The sequence below is a fragment of the Citrobacter sp. RHB35-C17 genome (assembly GCF_013816795.1).
Lineage (GTDB): Bacteria > Pseudomonadota > Gammaproteobacteria > Enterobacterales > Enterobacteriaceae > Citrobacter_A > Citrobacter_A amalonaticus.
In genome coordinates this window covers 579,314-603,034 of the sequence record NZ_CP057150.1, presented here as the reverse complement: position 1 = coordinate 603,034, position 23,721 = coordinate 579,314, and the positions used below count along the sequence as shown (strand labels likewise).

At 54.8% G+C, this 23,721-nt stretch carries 24 protein-coding genes; 9 read left to right on the top strand and 15 right to left on the bottom strand.

The annotated features are described in order from the left end of the window. Nucleotides 1-4: 4 nt before the first annotated feature. Entirely contained in the window at nucleotides 5-868 is an 864-nt protein-coding gene (gene rsmI / locus HVZ37_RS02920; RefSeq protein ID WP_042998265.1) for a 16S rRNA (cytidine(1402)-2'-O)-methyltransferase, read from the bottom strand. 64 nt (nucleotides 869-932) lie between these two features. Here rsmI and HVZ37_RS02915 point away from each other — a divergent pair, with 64 nt between their 5' ends. From HVZ37_RS02915 to dolP, 4 genes are all read left to right on the top strand, one after another. Continuing rightward, complete coding sequence (locus tag HVZ37_RS02915) at nucleotides 933-2,987, top strand: penicillin-binding protein activator (protein WP_042998266.1); 2,055 nt, start codon at nucleotides 933-935, stop codon at nucleotides 2,985-2,987. Next, nucleotides 2,945-3,340 carry a YraN family protein gene (locus HVZ37_RS02910; RefSeq protein WP_061070621.1) on the top strand — a complete coding sequence of 132 codons (396 nt, stop codon included), beginning with the start codon at nucleotides 2,945-2,947 and terminating at the stop codon, nucleotides 3,338-3,340. Before HVZ37_RS02915 ends, HVZ37_RS02910 begins: the two co-directional genes overlap by 43 nt. 165 nt (nucleotides 3,341-3,505) lie before the next feature. Beyond that, complete coding sequence (diaA, locus tag HVZ37_RS02905; RefSeq protein ID WP_023246631.1) at nucleotides 3,506-4,096, top strand: DnaA initiator-associating protein DiaA; 591 nt, start codon at nucleotides 3,506-3,508, stop codon at nucleotides 4,094-4,096. 9 nt (nucleotides 4,097-4,105) lie between these two features. Beyond that, a complete protein-coding gene (gene dolP / locus HVZ37_RS02900; RefSeq protein WP_042998268.1) occupies nucleotides 4,106-4,681 on the top strand; it encodes a division/outer membrane stress-associated lipid-binding lipoprotein in 576 nt (191 codons plus the stop codon). 96 nt (nucleotides 4,682-4,777) lie between these two features. Here dolP and HVZ37_RS02895 read toward each other — a convergent pair whose 3' ends face one another. Beyond that, on the bottom strand, nucleotides 4,778-5,815 hold the full coding sequence (locus HVZ37_RS02895) for a permease (RefSeq protein ID WP_181628092.1): 1,038 nt from the start codon (nucleotides 5,813-5,815) through the stop codon (nucleotides 4,778-4,780). A gap of 69 nt (nucleotides 5,816-5,884) precedes the next feature. Continuing rightward, nucleotides 5,885-6,526: an NAD(P)H-binding protein gene (locus tag HVZ37_RS02890; RefSeq protein ID WP_044255906.1), complete on the bottom strand. Its 642-nt coding sequence runs from the start codon at nucleotides 6,524-6,526 to the stop codon at nucleotides 5,885-5,887. A gap of 128 nt (nucleotides 6,527-6,654) precedes the next feature. Here HVZ37_RS02890 and yhbO point away from each other — a divergent pair, with 128 nt between their 5' ends. Further along, on the top strand, nucleotides 6,655-7,173 hold the full coding sequence (yhbO, locus tag HVZ37_RS02885; RefSeq protein WP_104445740.1) for a protein/nucleic acid deglycase: 519 nt from the start codon (nucleotides 6,655-6,657) through the stop codon (nucleotides 7,171-7,173). Here yhbO and HVZ37_RS02880 read toward each other — a convergent pair. After that, nucleotides 7,153-7,596, bottom strand: coding sequence for a YhbP family protein (locus HVZ37_RS02880; protein ID WP_054176901.1), 444 nt, complete (start codon nucleotides 7,594-7,596; stop codon nucleotides 7,153-7,155). The genes yhbO and HVZ37_RS02880 overlap by 21 nt on opposite strands. Nucleotides 7,597-7,648: 52 nt before the next feature. Between HVZ37_RS02880 and HVZ37_RS02875 the strand changes: the two genes are divergently transcribed. Beyond that, the gene (locus HVZ37_RS02875) at nucleotides 7,649-7,951 is read left to right on the top strand and encodes a GIY-YIG nuclease family protein (RefSeq protein ID WP_181628091.1); all 303 of its coding nucleotides are present in this window, start codon (nucleotides 7,649-7,651) and stop codon (nucleotides 7,949-7,951) included. On the opposite strand, the gene HVZ37_RS02870 is transcribed toward HVZ37_RS02875, so the two are convergent. Together HVZ37_RS02870 and HVZ37_RS02865 are read right to left on the bottom strand one after the other, a co-directional pair. Further along, the gene (locus tag HVZ37_RS02870; protein WP_042998273.1) at nucleotides 7,938-8,441 is read right to left on the bottom strand and encodes an N-acetyltransferase; all 504 of its coding nucleotides are present in this window, start codon (nucleotides 8,439-8,441) and stop codon (nucleotides 7,938-7,940) included. The genes HVZ37_RS02875 and HVZ37_RS02870 overlap by 14 nt on opposite strands. Next, nucleotides 8,435-8,959 carry an SCP2 domain-containing protein gene (locus HVZ37_RS02865; protein WP_042998274.1) on the bottom strand — a complete coding sequence of 175 codons (525 nt, stop codon included), beginning with the start codon at nucleotides 8,957-8,959 and terminating at the stop codon, nucleotides 8,435-8,437. Before HVZ37_RS02865 ends, HVZ37_RS02870 begins: the two co-directional genes overlap by 7 nt. Nucleotides 8,960-9,179: 220 nt before the next feature. Here HVZ37_RS02865 and HVZ37_RS02860 point away from each other — a divergent pair, with 220 nt between their 5' ends. From HVZ37_RS02860 to HVZ37_RS02850, 3 genes are all read left to right on the top strand, one after another. Beyond that, the gene (locus HVZ37_RS02860) at nucleotides 9,180-10,175 is read left to right on the top strand and encodes a peptidase U32 family protein (RefSeq protein ID WP_042998275.1); all 996 of its coding nucleotides are present in this window, start codon (nucleotides 9,180-9,182) and stop codon (nucleotides 10,173-10,175) included. Next, a complete protein-coding gene (locus HVZ37_RS02855) occupies nucleotides 10,166-11,062 on the top strand; it encodes a U32 family peptidase (protein ID WP_044328770.1) in 897 nt (298 codons plus the stop codon). Before HVZ37_RS02860 ends, HVZ37_RS02855 begins: the two co-directional genes overlap by 10 nt. An 80-nt stretch (nucleotides 11,063-11,142) precedes the next feature. Further along, complete coding sequence (locus HVZ37_RS02850) at nucleotides 11,143-12,150, top strand: LLM class flavin-dependent oxidoreductase (RefSeq protein WP_042998277.1); 1,008 nt, start codon at nucleotides 11,143-11,145, stop codon at nucleotides 12,148-12,150. Nucleotides 12,151-12,235: 85 nt separating this feature from the next. Here HVZ37_RS02850 and mtr read toward each other — a convergent pair whose 3' ends face one another. The 9 genes from mtr to infB form a co-directional block, all read right to left on the bottom strand. Further along, complete coding sequence (gene mtr, locus HVZ37_RS02845; RefSeq protein ID WP_042998278.1) at nucleotides 12,236-13,480, bottom strand: tryptophan permease; 1,245 nt, start codon at nucleotides 13,478-13,480, stop codon at nucleotides 12,236-12,238. A 143-nt stretch (nucleotides 13,481-13,623) separates the two neighbouring features. Then, nucleotides 13,624-15,501: an ATP-dependent RNA helicase DeaD gene (deaD, locus tag HVZ37_RS02840; RefSeq protein ID WP_042998279.1), complete on the bottom strand. Its 1,878-nt coding sequence runs from the start codon at nucleotides 15,499-15,501 to the stop codon at nucleotides 13,624-13,626. Beyond that, nucleotides 15,494-15,574, bottom strand: a complete 81-nt coding sequence (gene yrbN / locus HVZ37_RS02835) for a protein YrbN (protein WP_010723222.1) — start codon at nucleotides 15,572-15,574, stop codon at nucleotides 15,494-15,496. The genes deaD and yrbN overlap by 8 nt, the downstream gene beginning before the upstream one ends. Before the next feature lie 106 nt (nucleotides 15,575-15,680). Next, on the bottom strand, nucleotides 15,681-16,565 hold the full coding sequence (gene nlpI, locus HVZ37_RS02830; RefSeq protein WP_042998280.1) for a lipoprotein NlpI: 885 nt from the start codon (nucleotides 16,563-16,565) through the stop codon (nucleotides 15,681-15,683). A 109-nt stretch (nucleotides 16,566-16,674) separates the two neighbouring features. After that, nucleotides 16,675-18,810 (bottom strand): polyribonucleotide nucleotidyltransferase, encoded by a 2,136-nt coding sequence (gene pnp / locus HVZ37_RS02825; protein WP_042998281.1) that lies wholly within the window; start codon nucleotides 18,808-18,810, stop codon nucleotides 16,675-16,677. A gap of 245 nt (nucleotides 18,811-19,055) precedes the next feature. Further along, the gene (gene rpsO, locus HVZ37_RS02820) at nucleotides 19,056-19,325 is read right to left on the bottom strand and encodes a 30S ribosomal protein S15 (protein WP_000059465.1); all 270 of its coding nucleotides are present in this window, start codon (nucleotides 19,323-19,325) and stop codon (nucleotides 19,056-19,058) included. A gap of 149 nt (nucleotides 19,326-19,474) precedes the next feature. Next, nucleotides 19,475-20,419, bottom strand: coding sequence for a tRNA pseudouridine(55) synthase TruB (gene truB, locus HVZ37_RS02815; RefSeq protein ID WP_042998282.1), 945 nt, complete (start codon nucleotides 20,417-20,419; stop codon nucleotides 19,475-19,477). Beyond that, a complete protein-coding gene (gene rbfA / locus HVZ37_RS02810) occupies nucleotides 20,419-20,820 on the bottom strand; it encodes a 30S ribosome-binding factor RbfA (RefSeq protein WP_042998283.1) in 402 nt (133 codons plus the stop codon). Before rbfA ends, truB begins: the two co-directional genes overlap by 1 nt. A gap of 210 nt (nucleotides 20,821-21,030) precedes the next feature. Next, nucleotides 21,031-23,721 (bottom strand): translation initiation factor IF-2, encoded by a 2,691-nt coding sequence (infB, locus tag HVZ37_RS02805; protein WP_058587522.1) that lies wholly within the window; start codon nucleotides 23,719-23,721, stop codon nucleotides 21,031-21,033.

Here is a 23,721-nt window from a genome sequence, read left to right as displayed (position 1 = left end):
GAATTTACTCCCCCTGCTGCTCCAGCGCGTACTTATACAGCGCGTTCTTCTTCACGCCGTGGATTTCTGCCGTCAGCGCTGCCGCTTTTTTTAGTGGCAGCTCGGTCTGTAAGAGTGCGAGAGTGCGCAAAGCATCGGCGGGCAGGTCATCTTCCTGCGCCTTGTGCCCCTCCACAATCAGCACCATCTCGCCTTTGCGCCGGTTCTCATCTTCTTTCACCCACGCCAGCAGTTCACCTACCGGTGCGCCGTGGATCGTCTCCCAGGTTTTGGTCAGCTCGCGCGCCAGCACCACATAACGGGATTCGCCCCAGACTGCGACCATATCTTCCAGACTGTCTAACAGGCGATGGGTGGATTCATAGAAAATCAGCGTACGCGGTTCGGTTTCAATAGCTTTCAGCGCGTCACGGCGTCCCTTTGATTTCGCTGGTAAAAAACCTTCATAGCAGAAGCGGTCGGACGGCAACCCCGCCGCGCTTAACGCGGCAATCGCCGCACAGGGACCCGGCAACGGCACCACACGGATGCCTTGCTCACGACAGGTACGCACCAGGTGATAACCCGGATCGTTGATCAGCGGCGTCCCGGCATCAGAAACCAGCGCGATGTTTTGCCCCTCTTTCAACTTCGCTACCAGCGTTTCTGCTTTTTGCTGTTCGTTATGATCGTGAAGGGCGAACAGTCGGGCATTAATCGCAAAATGCTGCAATAATAATCCGGTATGACGAGTATCTTCCGCGGCAATTAAATCAACGGCTTGTAACACTTCGAGCGCACGCTGGGTAATATCAGACAAATTCCCAATTGGAGTAGGTACAATAAAGAGTTGGCCGCGAGAATTCTCCGCCGATTCGTGTTGTGTCATTGTGTCGTCCGTATTGCCGATTTAATATTGAGCATTGCGTATAAAAAATATCACTGGATACAGTATGGTACCCTTAACATTCTCTCGTTTAAAAGCCGCGCGCTGTCTGCCCATCGTTCTGGCAGCCCTGATTTTCGTCGGCTGTGGCACCCAGGCGCCCGATCAGAGCACTGCCCATATGCAGGGCACAGCGCAAGCTGATTCCGGCTTTTATCTGCAACAGATGCAGCAAAGCGCAAATGATAGCAAGACCAACTGGCAATTACTCGCCATTCGTGCACTGCTGAAAGAAGGCAAAAGCCAGCAGGCTATCGAACTGTTTAATCAGTTGCCGCAGGATCTGAATGATTCCCAGCGCCGGGAACAGTCGCTGTTAGCCGTTGAAATCAAACTGGCACAGAAAGATTTTACCGGCGCGCAGTCGCTGCTGGAAAAGCTTACCCCGTCTGATTTTGAGCAAAATCAACAGGCTCGTTACTGGCAGGCGCAGATTGACGCCAGCCAGGGCCGTCCGTCACTCTCACTGCTGCGCGCCTTGATTGCTCAGGAACCGCTGCTTAGCGAGAAGGATAAGCAGAAAAACATCGACGCCACCTGGCAGGCGCTGTCGTCAATGACGCCAGAGCAGGCCCAGGCTCTGGTGATCAATGCCGATGAAAACGTATTGCAGGGCTGGCTGGATCTGCAACGCGTCTGGTTTGATAACCGCAGCGATCCGGACATGATGAAAGCAGGTATTGCCGACTGGCAAAAACGCTATCCGCAGAATCCAGGCGCAAAAATGCTGCCAACCCAACTGGTTAACGTACAGAGCTTTAAGCCCGCGTCCACTAGCAAAATCGCCCTGTTGCTGCCGCTAAATGGTCAGGCTGCGGTGTTTGGTCGCACCATTCAACAAGGCTTTGAAGCCGCCAAAAATCTCGGCACGCAACCGGTCGATACGCAGCCCACCGCGCAACCGACTCCGGTTGCGGCCACAACGCCAGCAGACCCGCAGCCGCAGCTGACAGATGGCGTCGCCAGCCCTTCTCAGGCGTCAGTGAGTGATTTGACCGACGAACAGCAGGCCGATCAACCTGCTCCGGTCAGCGCGCCGCAGGCTACGCCAGCGCAGCCAGCCACCGCAAGCGCGGCGGCAAATCCTTCCGCAGAACTGAAAATTTATGATACCAGCGCCCAACCGCTCGATCAGATCCTGGCGCAGGTTCAGCAGGATGGCGCGAGCATCGTGGTCGGTCCGCTGCTGAAAAACAATGTCGACGAACTGGTCAAAAGCAACACCCCGCTGAACGTACTGGCGCTTAACCAGCCGGAATCGGTACAGAGTCGGGCAAACATCTGTTACTTCGCTCTCTCACCGGAAGATGAAGCGCGTGATGCCGCGCGCCATATTCATGAACAGGGTAAACAGTCACCGCTGCTACTTATCCCGCGTAGCGCGCTTGGCGATCGTGTTGCTAACGCCTTTGCCCAGGAGTGGCAAAATCTGGGAGGCGGTACGGTGCTGCAGCAGAAATTTGGCTCAACGGCGGAGCTGCGTATGGGCGTTAACGGCGGTTCCGGCATTGCCTTAACCGGTAGCCCTGTTGCCGCGAGCACGCCGTCTCAACCTGGCGTCACTATTGGCAATTTAACCATCCCGGCCCCACCAACGGATGCGCAAATCAGCGGTAACGGAGGTCGCGTGGACGCCGTCTATATTCTGGCAACCCCGAATGAGATAGCCTTCATCAAGCCGATGATCGCCATGCGCAACGGTAGCCAGAGCGGTGCAACGCTGTACGCCAGCTCACGTAGCGCGCAAGGGAATGCCGGCCCAGACTTCCGTCTGGAAATGGATGGCCTGCAGTACAGCGAGATCCCAATGCTGGCAGGCGCGAACCCGTCGCTGATGCAGCAGGCACTCGGTGCCGTGCATAACGACTATTCGCTGGCGCGCATGTATGCAATGGGCGTCGATGCCTGGTCGCTGGCCAACCATTTCTCCCAGATGCGTCAGGTGCAGGGCTTTGAAATTAACGGGAATACCGGCGCGCTGACCGCCAGTCAGGACTGTGTGATTAACAGGAAGTTATCATGGCTCCAGTACCAGCAAGGGCAGATCGTCCCCGCCAGTTAACGAGCAAGCAGACTGGTGACGCGTGGGAAACCACCGCGCGTCGCTGGCTTGAGCGCAAGGGACTGCATTTCATCGCCGCCAACGTGCGTGAACGCGGCGGCGAAATTGATCTGATTATGCGTGATGGCAAGACAACCGTCTTTATTGAGGTCCGCTACCGACGCTCTGCGGCATTCGGTGGCGCCGCTGCCAGTGTGACGCACAGCAAGCAACGCAAAGTATTACAGGCCGCCCGTTTGTGGCTCGCGTGCCACAATGGGAGTTTTGATACTGTGGATTGCCGGTTCGATGTGTTAGCCTTCACCGGAAATGACGTTGAGTGGTTGAGAAATGCCTTTACCGACTGCTCATAATTGAAGATTCAGAGCAGACCCATTGGGCATATATTGTTGCAGCCAGTTTGGACACGGACAGCGCGGAACCACCGGCGCGTACATGTCGTACGTGAAGAGTGGGAGCACCGCCCAGGTCCAAATGGCAAATAAAATAGCCTGATGGATTAGCTCTTAAGGATTAGCGTGTTAGACAGAATCAAAGTCTGCTTTACCGAAAGCATTCAAACGCAAATTGCCGCGGCAGAAGCCCTCCCGGATGCTATCTCTCGTGCCGCCATGACGCTGGTTCATTCACTGCTCAATGGCAACAAAATTCTCTGTTGTGGTAATGGGACATCCGCTGCCAACGCACAGCATTTTGCTGCCAGCATGATCAACCGTTTTGAAACAGAACGTCCTAGTTTACCTGCGATTGCACTAAATACGGATAATGTGGTCTTAACAGCGATTGCCAACGACCGCCTGCATGACGAAGTGTATGCAAAACAGGTTCGGGCGTTGGGTCATGCGGGTGATGTCTTACTGGCCATCTCGACGCGCGGTAACAGCCGCGATATCGTGAAGGCCGTGGAAGCAGCGGTCACGCGAGACATGACGATTGTGGCATTGACCGGATATGACGGAGGTGAACTGGCTGGACTGTTAGGGCCACAGGATGTTGAGATCCGCATCCCTTCGCATCACAGCGCACGCATTCAGGAAATGCATATGCTGACGGTAAACTGCCTGTGCGATCTGATCGATAACACGCTTTTCCCCCACCAGGATGATTAAGGAGTACACATGAAGGCTTTATCGCCAATCGCAGTCCTTATTTCTGCTCTGCTGTTGCAAGGTTGTGTGGCCGCCGCTGTTGTCGGAACCGCCGCCGTTGGTACCAAAGCAGCAACAGATCCACGTAGCGTAGGCACTCAGGTGGACGATGGAACCCTGGAACTGCGCGTCAACAGTGCGCTGTCGAAAGATGCACAGATCAAGAAAGAAACGCGAATTAACGTGACGGCTTATCAAGGTAAAGTGTTGCTGGTCGGCCAGTCGCCGAATAGCGAGCTCTCCTCACGCGCCAAACAGATTGCAATGGGCGTCGATGGTACCACCGAAGTCTATAACGAGATCCGTCAGGGTGAGCCGATTGGTATGGGCACCGCCTCAAACGACACCTGGATCACCACCAAAGTACGCTCTCAGTTATTGACCAGCGACCAGGTTAAATCTTCCAACGTGAAGGTGACAACCGAAAACGGTGAAGTGTTCCTGTTAGGCCTGGTGACCGAACGTGAAGCCAAAGCCGCGGCGGATATCGCCAGCCGGGTCAGCGGCGTGAAGCGCGTCACCACGGCGTTTACGTTTATCAAGTAAGTCGTTGTGTGCCGGATGACGGCGTAAGCGCCTTATCCGGCCTACAGAATGTACGACCGTAGGCCGGGAAAGCGAAGCGCCCCCGGCATTCCTGTTTTATATCAACGCAATACTTCCCACCATCACACCCGAAATCGCCACCAGCGCACCGGTCAGCCACAGCGCTTTTGCCGGAAACGCTTTACGTAGCATAATCAGCGACGGCAGGCTGACGGCGGGTAATGTCATCAGCAGTGCCAGCGCAGGCGCAGTTCCCATTCCTGCCAGCATCATGGTCTGCACAATCGGGATTTCTGCGGCAGTTGGGATCACAAACAGACAACCTGCTACCGCCAGCGCGGTCACCCACAGCAGGCTGTTATCAATAGCGCCATCGGCATGAGGGAACAGCCAGACGCGCGCCGCACCCAGTACCAACACTGCCAGAATATAGACCGGGATGGTGCTCCAGAACAGCATCCATAGCGCTTTACCCCAGCGAACAAAGAACCCGCCCTGCCCGTCCGGCTGCGTGATTTCCACCGGCAATTCAGTCTGCGGAGGCTCTTTCACCCATTTTTGTACCAGCGTCGCCACTACCAGCACCATCGCCAGTCCAGCGACCAGACGGATCGCCGCGAAATGCCAGCCAAGGACAAAGCCCATAAACACCAGCGTCGCCGGGTTTAACAGTGGATTCCCCATCCAGAATGCCAGCGCACCGCCCATCGAAACCTGCTGGCGACGCATCCCCGCCGCCACCGGTGCAGCACAACAGGTACACATCATGCCGGGCAGAGAGAAAAGCGTACCGAACAGCGTGCCGCGAAAACGTGCCTGTCCAAGCGTGCGTAACAGCCAGTCACGCGGGATCAGAACCTGAATCAGCGAGCCGAGGATCACCCCCAATACCGCTGCCTTCCAGACCGCAATGAAATAGACCATCGCATAGTCCCAGGCTGCCTGCCAGGGGTTCGCATCGGCCTGCGCCAGAATAGATTTTCCGATACTGTGTGTTTCTGCGGCGATGAAGGCTTTACCGTAGTAAGGCTGCCATTTCACATACCAGAGACCAACAATGACGACGAGAAAGAAAAGAGCGGGTTTCCACCATTGAAACGGTGTTGCCGCCTGAGACGAAGACTGACCAGCCATAGCATTCCCCAGGGAGTGTTAGATAATTTTGCCGGTGAATACTACGCCTTTGGGAAATGTTTGGAAATGCTATATTGACGCCGCCTTTTCCCGCAGTTGAGACGATGTCAGAATTGTTACCCCGTCATGTTCAGGCGCAAGCGCTTCCGCCAGCATCGCACGCGCCACGTCCCGCGCCTCAATCGATTTCCAGTTGCCCGGCAGCAACCGGAACAACGGTGCAAACAGGGTTTCGTTCATCCGCTGCTTTGACCGATCGCCGAGCAGCATCGACGGACGCGCAATCGTCAGCGTTGGCCAATCTTGCGCAATCAGCGCCTCCTCCATTTCCCCTTTTACGCGGTTATAGAAAAACGGCGAATGGGCATTGGCCCCCATCGAACTCACCACCAGCATATGCTGCGCCCCCAGGCGGAGACCGGTCAACGCGGTGTCGACCACCAGCGTATAGTCGGCATGGATAAACGCCTCTTTACTGCCCGCTTCACGGCGGGTCGTGCCCAGGCAGCAAAAAACAATATCGACAGGATCGGTGACCTGCGCCAGCGCATCGGTCAGTTGCGGATCGTGGGGATTATAGACGCCAGGCATATCCGCCAGCGGACGTCGCGTTGGCGCGGCAATGGAATGGATCTTCGGTTCATTAAGCAACATCCGCAGTAAATGTCCGCCAACCAACCCGGTCGCCCCGGTAATCAGTACCTGACTCATCCTCGCTCCTTTCCAGAATTGTCCGCCTTGCACCCTCAGCCCTATCGACCAGGCTTAGTAGTTCACAAGGTAATTATCCATCATCAGGGAAAAATTGCCTTATCCAATGCAGATCCAGCGGAGGAAGCATGAGTAAGAAGATTGCCGTTTTAATCACTGACGAGTTTGAGGACTCAGAATTCACCTCACCCGCAGCAGAGTTTCGTCAGGCCGGGCATGAGGTTATTACGATTGAAAAACAGGTAGGTAAAACCGTAAAAGGGAAAAAAGGCGAAGCCAGCGTCACGATTGATAAAGCGATTGATGAAGTGCGTCCGGCCGATTTCGATGCATTGCTGTTACCTGGCGGCCATTCACCGGATTACCTTCGCGGTGATGACCGTTTCGTCACCTTTACGCGCGATTTCGTGAACACGGGTAAACCGGTCTTCGCCATCTGTCACGGACCACAGTTGCTGATCAGCGCCGATGTGATTCGCGGGCGTAAACTGACCGCCGTTAAACCGATCATTATCGACGTGAAAAACGCCGGTGCAGAATTTTACGATCAGGAAGTGGTGGTTGATAAAGACCAACTGGTGACCAGTCGAACCCCTGACGATCTGCCGGCGTTCAATCGCGAAGCCTTACGCATTCTCGGTGCCTGACTGACGTAACCACACTAATTTTTTGCCAAAACCCAGGGTGTTGTCGGTGAACTTGAGTTCATCCACGCGGATTTCCCATACCGGCGCGGACAGCATTCTGGCAACCGGGAAGCGGCGAAGATAGGCCTGTCGTGCCGCGTCGCTTTCCTCCCCAACCAGTTGGCGAATCTCGCCTTTAAACTGCACGCCGCGAATCAATGCGACCGTTTTCGGTTGGCCATTTACCGTTCCGGCAACGGGCGCTCGCGAACCAGACATCTGCACATGACGCGTTTTCTCCTCCGTCAGCAGATAAAACGCGACCTTTTTTACGTCATAAATATAAAACGCATTCGCGCACCACAATTCCCCGTCGCGATGCACGCACCAGGTCACAACGTGTTGTTTAGCCAGCCAACGACTGATCGCAGTGAGTGTTTCCATCTCGGTTCTCTTTTATACTGGATGACAGAAACGTAACACGCCGAAGGCCACGATGACACCCTGGTATCTTTATCTGATCCGCACCGCCGACAATGCCCTGTATACCGGGATCACGACCGACGTGGCACGCCGCTACCGGCAGCATCAATGTGGTAAAGGCGCGAAAGCGCTACGGGGGAAAGGGGAACTGACGCTGGCATTTTCCGCGCCGGTTGGCGACCGTTCACTGGCGCTACGCGCAGAATACCGGGTCAAACGCCTCACCAAGCGGCAGAAAGAGCGACTTGTCGCAGAAGGCGAAGGGTTTGCAGCATTACTGCATGATCTGCAAACCCCGACGCTTAAAAACGATTAAAGTGATCGTGATACTCGACCAGTCCCGTGACGCCGCTTAGTGCATCATCCGCTAAGCGATGCACCTGGAACGCACTTTCCGTGCCTGGCCAGCGGCAATGCAGATCGTGGTGGGCGGCCAGTTCGAAACCAAAACGGCTGTACAGTGCCGGATCGCCCAGGGTGACCACGGCGGCATAGCCAAATTCATTGAGTGAATCCAGTCCTTCATAAACCAGTTGGCGGGCCAAACCTTGTCCACGATAGTTTTCGTCTACCGCCAGCGGTGCCATACCAACCCACTGCAGATCTTCGCCCTGCACGTCGACGGGGCTGAATGCCACATAACCCACCACCTGACCTTCATCGTCGGTGGCGACCAGACCGAGCGTCAGAAAACCATCTTCACGTAGATCGTGAACCAGTTTCGCTTCCGCATCGCTTTCGAATGAACGACGCAGCAGGGCATCAATGCCGGGGGCGTCAATGGGAATTTCTACTCGAATCAGCATGGTTCACCTACCGATGTTTGTTTGGTTTCTGGCGAGTATTTCATACCCGCCTCAACAAAATCCGCCAGTTGCAGCAGCATAACACGCAACGCTTTGGGCATCTGCTCCAGGTCAATGGCATCCATCAGGTTTTTCACATACAACCCTAACTCCGTATCCCCTTCGATCACCAGACGGCGCTGGAAGAAGAGCGTATCCGGATCCTGCTTACGTGCAGCGATCATCAACAGATCGCTGGCATCAGCGCTAAAACTCACGTCGGCTTGCGCATCCTCGCAGACGATCAGTTTGTCATTCTCGACCGAGGTATACCACTTCAGGCCGATATCGCGAACCGTAATGCTTAACCAACGGCCCTCCAGGAATTCCAGTTCACCGTCTGCCAGGGCCTGGCGAAACTGCCAGCTCAGGACCTGTTGCAGAACCTGGCGTTGCAGTGCAAAGGGCGTCAGTTTAACTGGCACACTCATCAGAGACGGACCGAAATGTACTAAGCGTGAACGCAGCTTATCTAACACGAGCTTTACTCCCTGTTTCAATTATCCTGCTATTTTGCCATATCAGATAAACGACATAGCGGCGTAAATCAACAATTGCGTACGAAATCTCTACCTCTTTATTACTGATATCAATACGACTTTAACTGCCTTAAATCAAAAATTGTCGCAGCAAGGTTAACTAAAATCCTTGTTCGTTAACAATTATGCGTCCCAGGCGGCGCAATCTTCAGGATAAATTATGGAGCTGCTCTGCCCTGCCGGAAATCTCCCGGCGCTTAAGGCGGCCATCGAAAACGGCGCTGATGCTGTTTATATCGGGCTTAAAGATGATACCAACGCCCGCCACTTCGCCGGCCTTAACTTTACCGAGAAGAAATTGCAGGAGGCGGTGAGTTTTGTCCATCAACACCGCCGCAAATTGCACATCGCCATTAACACCTTTGCGCATCCAGATGGTTATGCCCGCTGGCAGCGCGCGGTGGATATGGCTGCGCAACTGGGTGCGGATGCGCTGATCCTTGCCGATCTCGCGATGCTTGAGTATGCCGCAGTTCGTTATCCGCATATTGAGCGCCATGTCTCTGTTCAGGCTTCGGCAACAAATGAAGAAGCGATCAACTTTTATCACCGCAATTTTGACGTTGCCCGCGTCGTCCTGCCACGCGTGCTCTCGATTCATCAGGTGAAACAGCTTGCCCGCGTGACGCCGGTGCCGCTGGAAGTTTTTGCTTTCGGCAGTTTATGCATTATGGCGGAAGGTCGCTGTTATCTCTCGTCCTGGTTAACCGGTGAATCTCCTAATACAGTAGGCGCCTGTTCCCCTGCCCGCTTTGTACGCTGGCAGCAGACACCACAGGGGCTGGAATCTCGTCTGAATGAAGTGTTGATCGACCGCTATCAGGATGGGGAAAACGCCGGTTATCCGACGCTGTGTAAAGGGCGTTACCTGGTTGACGGTGAGCGTTACCACGCACTGGAAGAACCAACCAGCCTGAACACGCTGGAACTGCTGCCGGAACTACTGGCGGCGAATATTGCCTCGGTGAAAATCGAAGGCCGTCAGCGCAGCCCGGCCTATGTCAGCCAGGTCGCGAAAGTGTGGCGTCAGGCGATCGACCGCTGTGTGGCCGACCCGCAAAACTATACGCCGCAAGCAGCCTGGATGGAGACGCTCGGCGCGATGTCCGAAGGCACTCAGACGACGCTTGGCGCGTATCACCGTAAATGGCAGTGAGAAAAGCAATGAAATATTCCTTAGGGCCGGTGCTTTACTACTGGCCGAAAGAGACGCTGGAAGACTTTTATCAGCAGGCCGCTGCCAGCAGCGCGGATGTTATCTATCTCGGTGAAGCGGTGTGCAGCAAACGCCGCGCCACGAAAGTCGGCGACTGGCTGGATATGGCGAAGTCGCTCGCCGGTAGCGGTAAGCAGGTGGTACTTTCAACGCTGGCGCTGGTACAAGCCTCTTCTGAGCTGAATGAGCTGAAGCGTTATGTCGAAAACGGCGACTTTTTGCTGGAGGCCAGCGATCTTGGCGTGGTGAATATGTGCGCCGACCGCAAACTCCCGTTTGTCGCCGGACACGCGCTGAACTGCTACAACGCGGTCACGCTGCGCCTGCTGCTTAAACACGGAATGGTGCGCTGGTGCATGCCAGTAGAACTGTCCCGCGACTGGCTGGTGAACCTGCTCAATCAGTGTGATGAACTGGGGATTCGCCAGCAGTTTGAAGTGGAAGTCCTGAGCTACGGGCATCTGCCGCTGGCTTACTCCGCCCGCTGTTTTACCGCTCGCTCGGAAGACCGGCCGAAAGATGAATGCGAAACCTGCTGCATCAAGTACCCGAATGGCCGCGACGTGCTCTCCCAGGAGAATCAACAGGTGTTCGTCCTCAATGGCATTCAGACCATGAGCGGCTATATCTACAATCTGGGGAACGAACTGACGTCAATGCAGGGACTGGTGGATATTGTGCGTCTGTCACCGCTGGGAACCGAGACATTCGCGATGCTTGACGCCTTCCGCGCCAACGAAACGGGGCACGCGCCGTTGCCGCTTACCGCGCACAGCGACTGCAATGGCTACTGGAAACGGCTGGCGGGTCTCGAACTGCAGTCCTGATAAATAGCTCACTTTGTTAACAACATTAACTAATCTTTAATGCAGTATGAAAAGATTAACTGGTAACAAAGTGAGCCGTTATGACTGACAAAACCATTCCTTTCTCGGTGCTGGATCTGGCACCGATTCCTGACGGATCTTCAGCAAAAGAGGCGTTCTCGCACTCGCTGGATCTCGCCCGCCTCGCGGAAAAACGAGGCTACCACCGCTACTGGCTGGCGGAACACCACAACATGATCGGTATCGCCAGTGCAGCAACGTCGGTACTGATTGGCTATCTGGCCGCCAACACCCGGACTTTGCACCTCGGTTCCGGCGGCGTCATGCTTCCCAATCACTCACCGCTGGTCATTGCCGAGCAGTTCGGTACGTTGAATACGCTCTATCCGGGACGCATTGATCTCGGCCTGGGCCGCGCGCCGGGCAGCGACCAGCCGACAATGCGAGCCCTGCGTCGCCATATGGGCGGCGATATCGATAACTTCCCTCGCGACGTCGCTGAGCTGGTGGACTGGTTTGACGCACGCGATCCAAATCCGCAGGTGCGCCCGGTGCCTGGCTACGGCGAGAAGATCCCGGTCTGGCTGTTAGGTTCCAGCCTCTATAGCGCGCAGTTAGCCGCACAGCTTGGCCTGCCGTTCGCTTTTGCCTCCCACTTCGCACCGGATATGCTGTTCCAGGCGCTGCATCTGTACCGCACGCAGTTCCGGCCATCCGCGCGGCTGGAAAAACCGTATGCAATGGTGTGCATCAACATCATTGCCGCCGACAGTAACCGTGATGCAGAGTATCTTTTCACCTCGATGCAGCAGGCTTTCGTCAAGTTGCGGCGTGGCGAAACGGGCCAACTCCCGGCGCCGATTCAAAATATGGATCAGTTCTGGTCGCCGTCAGAACAGTATGGTGTGCAACAGGCGCTGAGCATGTCGCTGGTGGGTGATAAAACGAAAGTACGCCACGGACTGGAGTCTATTCTGCGTGAAACCCAGGCGGACGAGATCATGGTTAACGGGCAGATTTTTGACCATCAGGCGCGTCTGCACTCGTTTGATCTGGCGATGGATGTGAAAGAAGAGTTGGTGGGGTAGTTTTTGCCCGGTGGCGCTTCCACTTACCTGGCCTACGAGATCGCGTAGGCCGGATAAGGTGTAGCCGCCATCCGGCACAAAAGACTTACTGGTACACAGGCAATAAATTAAAGCTCGACAGGATATGTACCAGCGCGTTACCGACACCAAAAACCAGAATCAGGACAATCATCGGCTTACCACCCCAGACACGGAATTTCGGGCTACCAAAGCGCTGACGCGATTTACGTGCCAGCAACGCCGGTACAATCGCGGCCCAGATGGTCGCCGCCAGTCCTGCATAACCAATGGCATACAGGAAACCGTTCGGCCACAGCAACCCACCGGCGATTGGCGGCACAAAGGTAAGCAGCGCCGTTTTGAAGCGCCCCAGCGCCGAATCATCGAAACCAAACAGATCCGCCAGATAGTCAAACAGTCCCAGCGTCACGCCGAGGAATGAACTCGCCACCGCAAAGTTGGAGAACACCACCAGCAACAGGTCCAGACTGCGACTGTTCAGCACGCCGCTTAGCGCCTGAACCAACACATCAATATTGCCGCCCTTCTGCGCGATACCGATAAACTCTGGACGCGGAATGTTTCCCATCGTTCCCAGCAACCAGACGGAGTAGAGCACCAGCGCCAGCAGCGTACCGTAGACCAGGCACTTCACAATAGTGCGCGGATCTTTGCCGTAGTATTTCATCAGGCTCGGGACGTTACCGTGGTAACCAAAGGACGCCAGACAGAATGGCAGCGTCATCAACAGGTACGGCGTATAAGAGGCGTGACTTTCCGAGACGTTAAACAGCGTGGTCGGCGTGACGTGCCCGAGTAGACTGCCGAAGGTCAGGAAAAAAGTAATGACTTTCGCACCCAGCACGATCGCCGTCATGCGACTCACCGCTTTGGTGCTCAACCACACCACAAACGCCACCAACAGGGCAAAGCCAAACCCTGCCGCACGCGCAGGCACATTCAGCGACATTTCGCTGAAGGTATGGTGCAAAATCGAACCGCTCGCCGAAATATAGGCGTAGGTCAGGATATAGAGCACGAAGGCAATAGAAATACCGTTGACGACGTTCCAGCCTTTGCCCAGCAGATCTTTGGTGATGGTGTCGAAGCTTGAACCGATACGATAGTTGAGGTTGGCTTCGAGGATCATCAAACCGGAATGCAGCATGCAGAACCAGGTAAAGACCAGCGCCGCCATTGACCAGAAAAACCACGCCCCGGACATGACCACCGGCAGAGAGAACATCCCTGCGCCGATAATGGTGCCGCCGATGATCACCACGCCGCCGAGCAGCGAAGGTGATGTCTGGGTGGTGGTTAGTGTTGCCATTTAGCGATTTCTCCAGCGAATAATGTTGTGACGGCATTTTAATGTGTTGCACTGTACCAGTACAATAGTACAAATGAAATAAAAAAAGCCCCGATAGTTTTACCGGGGCTGTATCTATTACTTTACGTCAGTAAGCAAGAAGTTTACGCGTCACGACGACGGCTGGAGCCTTCTTCACGACGTGGTGCACGGCTACCTTCGCGACGTTCGCCGCTGAAACGACGCCCATCACCACGACCACCTTCACGACGCTCACCGCCGAAGCCACGACCACCTTCACGACGCTCGCCACCAAAGCTACGACCACCGCCACGACGTTCAGTGTGCGGCTGTGCATCGCCCAGCAGCTGCATGTTCATCGGCTTGTTCAGGATGCGAGTGCGCGTAAAGTGCTGCAGGACTTCACCCGGCATACCTTTCGGCAGTTCGATGGTGGAGTGCGAAGCGAACAGCTTGATGTTACCAATGTAACGGCTGCTGATGTCGCCTTCGTTTGCAATCGCGCCAACGATATGACGAACTTCAACGCCATCATCACGGCCCACTTCAATGCGGTACAGCTGCATATCGCCAACGTCACGACGTTCACGACGCGGACGGTCTTCACGGTCGCCACGCGGGCCACGATCGTTACGGTCACGCGGACCACGATCGTCACGGTCGCGGAACTCACGCTTCGGACGCATCGGCGCATCTGGCGGCAGAATCAGCGGACGTTCGCCCTGCGCCATCTTAAGCAGAGCGGCAGCCAGAGTTTCGATATCCAGCTCTTCGTCTTCCGCCGTCGGCTGCAGTTTCGCCAGCAGCGCACGGTACTGATCCAGATCGCTGCTTTCCAGCTGCTGCTGTACTTTAGCCGCAAATTTTTCCAGACGACGTTTACCCAACAGTTCAGCGTTCGGCAGTTCAACTTCCGGAATGGTCAGCTTCATCGTGCGTTCAATGTTACGCAGCAGACGACGCTCGCGGTTCTCAACGAACAGCAGCGCACGGCCTGCACGGCCCGCACGACCGGTACGACCGATACGGTGAACGTAAGACTCGGAATCCATTGGGATATCGTAGTTTACGACCAGGCTGATACGCTCAACGTCCAGGCCACGGGCCGCAACGTCGGTTGCAATCAGGATATCCAGACGACCGTCTTTCAGACGTTCCAGGGTCTGCTCACGCAGCGCCTGGTTCATGTCGCCGTTCAGCGCGGCGCTGTTATAGCCGCTACGCTCCAGCGCTTCAGCCACTTCCAGAGTCGCGTTTTTGGTACGAACGAAGATAATCGCCGCATCAAAATCTTCCGCTTCCAGGAAACGCACCAGCGCTTCGTTTTTACGCATGCCCCAGACAGTCCAGTAACTCTGGCTGATGTCCGGACGGGTAGTGACGCTGGACTGAATGCGCACTTCCTGCGGCTCTTTCATGAAGCGGCGGGTAATGCGACGAATCGCTTCCGGCATGGTGGCAGAGAACAGAGCGGTCTGATGACCTTCCGGGATCTGCGCCATGATGGTTTCAACGTCTTCGATGAAGCCCATACGCAGCATTTCATCGGCTTCGTCCAGTACCAGACCGCTCAGACGAGACAGATCCAGGGTACCGCGTTTTAAGTGATCAAGCAGACGACCCGGCGTACCGACGACGATCTGCGGCCCTTGACGCAGGGCGCGTAACTGCACGTCATAACGCTGGCCGCCGTACAGGGCAACCACGTTCACGCCGCGCATGTGTTTAGAGAAATCCGTCATCGCTTCGGCTACCTGAACCGCCAGTTCGCGGGTCGGGGCCAGCACCAGAATCTGAGGTGCCTTCAGCTCAGGATCAAGATTGTTGAGCAGCGGTAAAGAGAACGCTGCCGTTTTGCCGCTACCGGTCTGGGCCATACCCAGAACATCGCGACCGCCCAGCAGATGCGGAATGCACTCTGCCTGGATTGGAGATGGTTTTTCGTAACCCAGATCGTTAAGGGCTTCAAGGATAGGAGCCTTCAGGCCCAGATCTGCAAAAGTGGTTTCGAATTCAGCCATGTAGTACGTGTGCCTCAAAATTAATGGCGGCCAGTCTACATAACTCATCATGAAATTGATCTGCAATTTTCATTGAAAAGTGTGAACCGGCTCAAAGTAGGTGTATTAACGAACAACAACGCCCTCACCCGCGAAGGTGATGGCAATCAAAAAAGATTACGGGCTGATGTGTACGTCAGCTATTGCTGGTCCGATTCTGCCAGGTCATCTTGGTCCTGGCCCAGGAGCGATAATTCCAACAATGCATATCGGTGCTCAACAAAGTTATGAACGTTGTTAGCCACCGCCAGTTTGAACAATGCCGTAGCGTTGTCCAAATCCCCCAGACTTAGGTAGTACTTACCTAAATAGAAGTTGGTTTCACTGAGATGCTCAGCGAGCGAGGTGTTATCCGTTGCGTCCGCCTTGAGCCTATCCATCAGCGTTGCTTCGCTAATGTTGCCCAGGTAGAACTCGACAATGTTCCATCCCCATTGTTCTTTATCCGATTTCTCGAAGCGCTGTTTCAGCGCGACTTTTGCCTGCTTCTCATCGAGCTTCTGCTCGGCGAGATAAAGCCACAGGCTGCGGAAAGGATCATTGGGATCGTCTTGATAAAACGCCAGCAGATCATCTTGCGCTAACTTGTCGCGACCGCCGTAATACAATGCGATACCGCGATTTAAGTGCGCGTAGTTGTAAGTTGGATCAAGCTCAAGTACAGAATCAAACGCTTCATAGGCAGCATCAAAATTGCCTGCCTGCGTTAAATAAATGCCTAAGTAATTGAATACTTCAGGCATATCAGGTCGGATTGCCAGCGCTTGTGAAAAATCATTTCGCGCCAATGCCCTCAGACCGAGACTATCATACAACACTCCGCGCTCATATAAAAGCTGTGCGCGTTCGTCATCGGTTAAAGCCCGACTGGCAAGAATTTGTTCCATGCGTGCCAGAATCACTTCCTGCTGCAAAGTCGGTTGCAATGGTACTGCGAGGACTTCACTCTTACGCCAGGTGGAGTTACTGCATCCAGCCAGCGTGAGTGCTGTTGCCACGAAACACCAGCGCAAAAAAGGCTTCATTTCCCACTCCCGAAGACAACGATTAATTGAACGTCCTGTTCCCCGGTTGCTAACAAGGCGTCCTGCCAGGTTAAAAGCCCTCCGCAACGGCGGAGGGCAAATGGCAACCTTACTCGCCCTGTTCGCTTACCGGAGCTTCCGGTGCTGCGGCAGGCTGAGATTGTTCAGTTGCTTCTTTAATGCTCAGACGTACACGGCCCTGGCGGTCAACTTCCAGAACTTTAACCGGTACTTCCTGGCCCATCTGCAGGTAATCGGTCACTTTCTCAACGCGCTTATCTGCGATCTGCGAGATGTGTACCAGACCTTCTTTACCGCCGCCGATGGCAACGAACGCACCAAAGTCAACGATACGGGTCACTTTACCGTTGTAGATACGGCCCACTTCGATTTCTGCGGTGATCTCTTCGATACGGCGAATTGCGTATTTCGCTTTTTCACCGTCGGTTGCTGCGATTTTCACGGTACCGTCATCTTCGATTTCGATGGTGGTGCCAGTCTCTTCGGTCAGCGCACGGATCACAGAACCGCCTTTACCGATCACATCTTTGATTTTGTCCGGGCTGATCTTAATGGTGTGGATACGCGGTGCAAACTGAGAAATGTCGCCGCGTGGCGCGTTAATCGCCTGTTCCATCACGCCCAGGATATGCAGACGCGCACCTTTAGCCTGGTTCAGAGCAACCTGCATGATCTCTTTGGTGATACCTTCAATTTTGATATCCATCTGCAGCGCAGAGATACCGTCGCGGGAGCCCGCAACTTTGAAGTCCATATCGCCCAGGTGATCTTCGTCGCCCAGGATGTCAGACAGAACAACGTAGTTGTCGCCTTCTTTCACCAGACCCATTGCGATACCCGCAACGGCCGCTTTGATCGGCACGCCTGCGTCCATCAGCGCCAGAGAGGCACCACACACGGAAGCCATGGAAGAAGAACCGTTGGATTCGGTGATTTCAGAAACCACACGCACGGTGTACGGGAATTTATCCAGATCCGGCATCACTGCCAGCACGCCGCGCTTCGCCAGACGACCGTGACCAATTTCACGACGCTTCGGAGAACCGACCATGCCGGTTTCGCCGACGCAGTACGGAGGGAAGTTGTAGTGGAACAGGAAGTTGTCAGTACGCTCGCCCATCAGTTCGTCGAGGCTCTGCGCATCACGGGTGGTACCCAGGGTTGCGGTAACCAGCGCCTGAGTTTCGCCACGGGTGAACAGTGCGGAACCGTGGGTACGTGGCAGTACGCCAGTACGCACGTCCAGACCACGGATCATGTCTTTTTCGCGGCCATCAATACGCGGTTCGCCGGCCAGTACACGGCTACGCACCACGTTTTTCTCGATTGCGTGCAGGATTTCACCCAGTTCGTTAGCGTCCAGGGACTCATCTTCTGCAACCAGCGTTGCGATGGTTTCAGACTTGATCACGTCAACCTGAGCATAACGCTCTTGTTTGTCGGTGATACGGTAAGCGTCGCTCAGGCGAGATTCTGCCAGGGCTGCAACGCGCGCGTTCAGCGCTTCGTTCACCGCTTCCGGCTGCCAGTCCCAACGTGGTTTACCGGCTTCTTTCACCAGTTCGTTGATTTCTTTGATAACCACCTGCTGCTGTTCGTGACCAAACACGACAGCACCAAGCATCTGGTCTTCACTCAGCAGTTCTGCTTCGGATTCAACCATCAGTACGGCGGCTTCGGTACCGGCAACGACCAGATCCAGTTTGCTCTCTTTCAGCTCGTCCTGAGTCGGGTTCAGTACGTACTGGTCATTGATATAACCCACACGTGCCGCACCGATTGGGCCGTTGAACGGAATACCAGACAGAGACAGTGCAGCAGAGGCACCGATCATCGCGACGATATCCGGGTTAACCTGCGGGTTAACGGAAACGACGGTTGCGATAACCTGAACTTCGTTCACGAAACCTTCCGGGAACAGCGGACGAACCGGGCGGTCAATCAGACGCGCGATCAGGGTTTCGCCTTCGCTTGGACGGCCTTCACGACGGAAGAAGCTACCTGGGATGCGGCCAGCAGCGTAGGTACGCTCCTGATAGTTAACGGTCAGCGGGAAGAAGTCCTGGCCCGGCTTCGCTTTTTTCTGGCCGACAACGGTCACGAATACCGCCGTGTCATCCATGCTAACCATAACAGCGGCAGTGGCCTGACGGGCCATCATGCCGGTTTCCAGCGTAACGGTATGCTGACCGTACTGGAATTTACGAACGATCGGATTAAGCAAAATAATATCCTTTCCAATTTTTTGGCGACACAGACTGAATCGCCGTTAATACCCGATCTTCTGCGCATCCTCGCGACTAATGACAACCCTAACCCATACGAAATTGGGTAAAGCCTCTCATTAGCCGCGCGAACCTCTGCAACGGAAGATCATTCATAGCAACAATACAATAGTTTCCAGTGAATTGCTGCCATCTGCTTGAAAAAAGGGGCCATGAAGGCCCCCTTTTACGAAACTCGCAAGAATTAGCGACGCAGACCCAGACGCTCGATCAGCGCGGTGTAGCGTGCAACATCTTTACGTTTCAGGTAGTCGAGCAGTTTACGACGCTGAGAAACCATGCGCAGCAGACCACGACGGCTGTGGTGATCTTTTTTGTGCTCTGCAAAGTGGCCCTGCAGGTGGTTAATCTGTGCAGTCAACAGTGCAACCTGAACATCGGTAGAACCGGTGTCGTTTGCATCACGACCAAACTCAGAAACGATTTTAGCTGTAGCTTCAGTACTTAGAGACATTTTAAAACTCCAAAGTATTAAGTATGAAAGGACGCCGATCTCTAATTCAGCGTTCCCAGTGTACGCCAGGTGAACTGTTAAAAAATTCACGCGACGTTAAGCGGCAGTATTCTACTCGTAGCGCCTTCTTATCGCAAGACGAACCCGTGCTACGCCGGATACTCCACCACTAATCGGCGAGGCGCCACGCGACCTTCGTCGTCGATCTCGCCCATACCGATAAATTTACCGTCATCACCTTCCGTGACACGGACTAACCCTTCCAGCGGGGCGCCGTTCGTGCGAACCGGGTTACCGTTTTTGAAGTAAACCGATGAGGTAAGCGGCAAATTAACGACAGGGTAGTCCGATGCCGGACTGTCCATCGGCATCAACAGCGGATCAAGCAACTGTGCTGCCGGGATCCCCTGTTGCTCCGCCTGTTCGACCATTTCACGCAGACGCTCCAGCGTGACCATACGATCCACCGGATATTTGCTGACCGTCAGACGACGCAGGAAGATCACATGCGCGCCACATCCCAACTTCTCACCCAGATCGTCAATAATAGTACGAATATAAGTGCCTTTCGAACAGTGCACTTCCAGCTCCAGTTCATCCCCTTCATGACGGATAAACAACAGCTCGTAAACGGTAATCGGTCGGGCTTCACGCGGCACTTCAATGCCCTGACGCGCGTATTCGTACAGTTTTTTACCCTGATACTTCAGCGCCGAATACATCGATGGCACCTGCTCGATATCACCGCGGAACGTGTCCAGCGCGGCCGCCAGTTGCTCGGGGGTGAAGGCGACCGGGCGCTCCTGTACGATTTGCCCATCGGCATCGGACGTGTCTGTACGCTGTCCCAGACGGGCAATCACCCGATAACGCTTGTCAGAATCCAGCAGATACTGCGAAAACTTGGTCGCTTCCCCGAGGCAAATCGGCAGCATGCCGGTCGCTAACGGATCCAGCGCCCCGGTATGCCCGGCGCGATTGGCGTTATAAATGCGTTTAACTTTTTGCAGTACGTCATTGCTGGACATGCCCTGCGGCTTATCCAGCAGCAGGACACCGTGAATGTCGCGACCACGACGACGAGGACGACTCATTAGTCCTCCTTGCTGTCGTCCGGGTTTACACGACGTTCTTCGTCATGTTTAACCACGTTGGTCACCAGGTTGGACATGCGCATCCCTTCCACCAGCGAATTATCGTAGAAGAAGGTCAGTTCCGGCACGATACGCAGTCGCATCGCTTTACCCAGTAGGCTACGGATGAAGCCGGACGCTTCCTGTAACGCTTTGATGCCTGCCTTAATAGCGTCTTCATCTTTGTCATTCAGGAAGGTGACATACACTTTGGCATACGCCAGATCGCGAGACATTTCGACACCGGAAACGGTGGTCATCATGCCCAGACGCGGGTCTTTAATTTCGCGCTGCAGGATGATTGCGATCTCTTTTTGCATCTCCTGTCCCACGCGCTGCGGGCGACCAAATTCTTTCGCCATAATAAATTCTCCAGACAAAAAAGGGGCCCTAAGCCCCTTTTAAAAATTATTGCCGGGTGGCGCTTCGCTTCCCCGGCCTACGCAAAACCATCTTCTAAGTATTTTGGGTTGCAACAAGGCAACAAGGGCGTGAATCCCCGGAGCATATAACTATGTGACCGGGGTGAACGCTCGTAGCCAACGCAGTGGCGGCCCAAAAGACGACGAAGATTATGCGATGGTACGTTGAATCTCGATGATCTCGAACACTTCGATCATATCGCCAACGCGAACGTCGTTGTAGTTCTTCACGCCGATACCACATTCCATACCGTTACGGACTTCGTTAACGTCATCTTTGAAGCGGCGCAGGGATTCCAGCTCGCCTTCGTAGATAACCACGTTGTCACGCAGGACGCGGATTGGGTTGTGACGTTTGATCGTCCCTTCGGTAACCATACAGCCCGCGATGGCACCAAATTTCGGTGATTTGAACACATCACGAACTTCAGCCAGACCGATGATCTGCTGTTTCAGTTCCGGAGACAGCATACCGCTCATCGCCGCTTTCACTTCATCGATCAGGTTATAGATGACGGAGTAGTAGCGCAGATCCAGGCTTTCGGATTCAATCACTTTACGCGCAGAGGCATCCGCACGAACGTTGAAGCCAACCAGAATCGCGTTGGACGCTGCGGCCAGGGTTGCGTCGGTTTCGGTGATACCACCGACACCAGAACCGATGATCTTCACTTTCACTTCGTCGGTAGACAGTTTCAGCAAGGAGTCGGAGATCGCTTCCACAGAACCCTGAACGTCGGCCTTCAGCACGATGTTCACTTCGTGAACTTCGCCTTCGGTCATGTTGGCGAACATGTTCTCGAGTTTAGATTTCTGCTGACGTGCCAGTTTCACTTCACGGAATTTGCCCTGACGATACAGTGCAACTTCACGTGCTTTCTTCTCGTCACGTACCACGGTCACTTCGTCACCGGCTGCCGGAACACCGGACAGACCCAGGATTTCCACCGGAATGGACGGACCTGCTTCCAGAACTTCCTGACCCAGTTCGTTACGCATCGCACGAACGCGACCGTATTCGAAGCCGCACAGTACGATATCGCCTTTGTGCAGCGTACCTTCACGCACCAGAACGGTTGCAACCGGGCCACGACCTTTATCCAGGAAGGATTCAATCACTGCACCGCTCGCCATCCCTTTACGGATCGCTTTCAGTTCGAGAACTTCGGCCTGCAGCAGGATCGCATCCAGCAGTTCGTCGATACCAGTACCTGCTTTTGCAGAAACGTGGACGAACTGGCTCTCACCGCCCCACTCTTCCGGCAGAATGCCGTACTGGGACAGTTCGTTTTTAACGCGATCCGGATCGGCTTCCGGCTTATCGATTTTGTTTACTGCAACCACAACCGGCACACCCGCCGCTTTCGCGTGCTGGATAGCTTCGATGGTCTGCGGCATCACGCCGTCGTCTGCTGCAACAACCAGAACCACGATATCCGTTGCCTGTGCACCACGAGCACGCATGGAGGTAAACGCGGCGTGGCCCGGGGTGTCCAGGAAGGTGATCATACCGTTGTCGGTTTCAACGTGGTAAGCACCGATGTGCTGGGTAATGCCGCCCGCTTCGCCAGAGGCCACTTTCGTTGAACGAATGTAGTCCAGCAGAGACGTTTTACCGTGGTCAACGTGACCCATGATGGTCACCACCGGTGCGCGCGGTTCAGCCGCAGCACCCGTATCACGGTCGCTCATTACGGCTTCTTCCAGCTCGTTCTCACGACGCAGGATAACTTTGTGGCCCATTTCCTCGGCAACCAGCTGTGCGGTTTCCTGGTCGATCACCTGGTTGATGGTCGCCATTGCACCCAGCTTCATCATCGCTTTGATGACCTGAGAGCCTTTAACCGCCATCTTGTTCGCCAGATCGCCAACGGTGATGGTTTCGCCAATCACAACGTCACGGTTAACAGCCTGCGCAGGCTTCTGGAAGCCCTGCTGCAGTGCGGAACCTTTACGCTGTTTGCCGCCTTTACCACCGCGAACCGCGGCACGCGCTTCTTCACGGTCGGCTTTGGATTCAGCGTGTTTGTTGCCTTTCTTCGCCGGACGCGCCGCTTTCGTGTTGCGGCCACGGCCACGACCGCCTTCCACTTCACGATCGTTTTCGTCTTCGGCCTGGCGAGCGTGCTGAGAAGTGGTGACATGATAATCGCTCTTATCTTCTTCCACTTTTTCCTGCTCAGCCCACACGCCTGCGTTCTCTTCCGCCATACGGCGAGCTTCTTCCGCTACGCGGCGCGCTTCTTCTTCAAGCTTGCGACGTGCTTCTTCTTCCGCTTTACGCTTCAGCTCTGCAGCTTCATTCTCACGGCGGGCTTTCTCGGCCTGGGCGGTTTTGGTCATATCGTCAGTCTGTTGATTGCTCACTTTGTCTTTTTCCGCAGCTTCGCGTTTCGCTTTATCAGCGGCGTCACGCTTAGCTTGTTCTGCGGCCTCACGGTCAGCTTTTTGTTGCGCCTCGCGTTTGGCCATTTCTTCTGCCTCACGACGGGCCTGCTCTTCCGCTTCACGCTGCGCTTGCTCTTCCGCGGCAAGGCGTTCGGCCTCTTGCGGATCACGTTTCACAAAGGTGCGCTTCTTGCGGACTTCGATTTGTACCGATTTGCTTTTTCCACCGGTACCTGGAATGTTCAGGGTGCTACGCGTTTTACGCTGCAGCGTCAGCTTATCCGGGCCAGAACCATTTTCACGGTTCAGGTGCGCCAGTAAAGTCTGTTTTTCTTGTGCGGACACAGAGTCATCAGCAGACTTCGGGATACCGGCATCAGCAAATTGCTGTACCAGGCGATCCACGGAGGTCTGTATCTCTGCGGCCAGCGTTTTTACGGTTACATCTGTCAT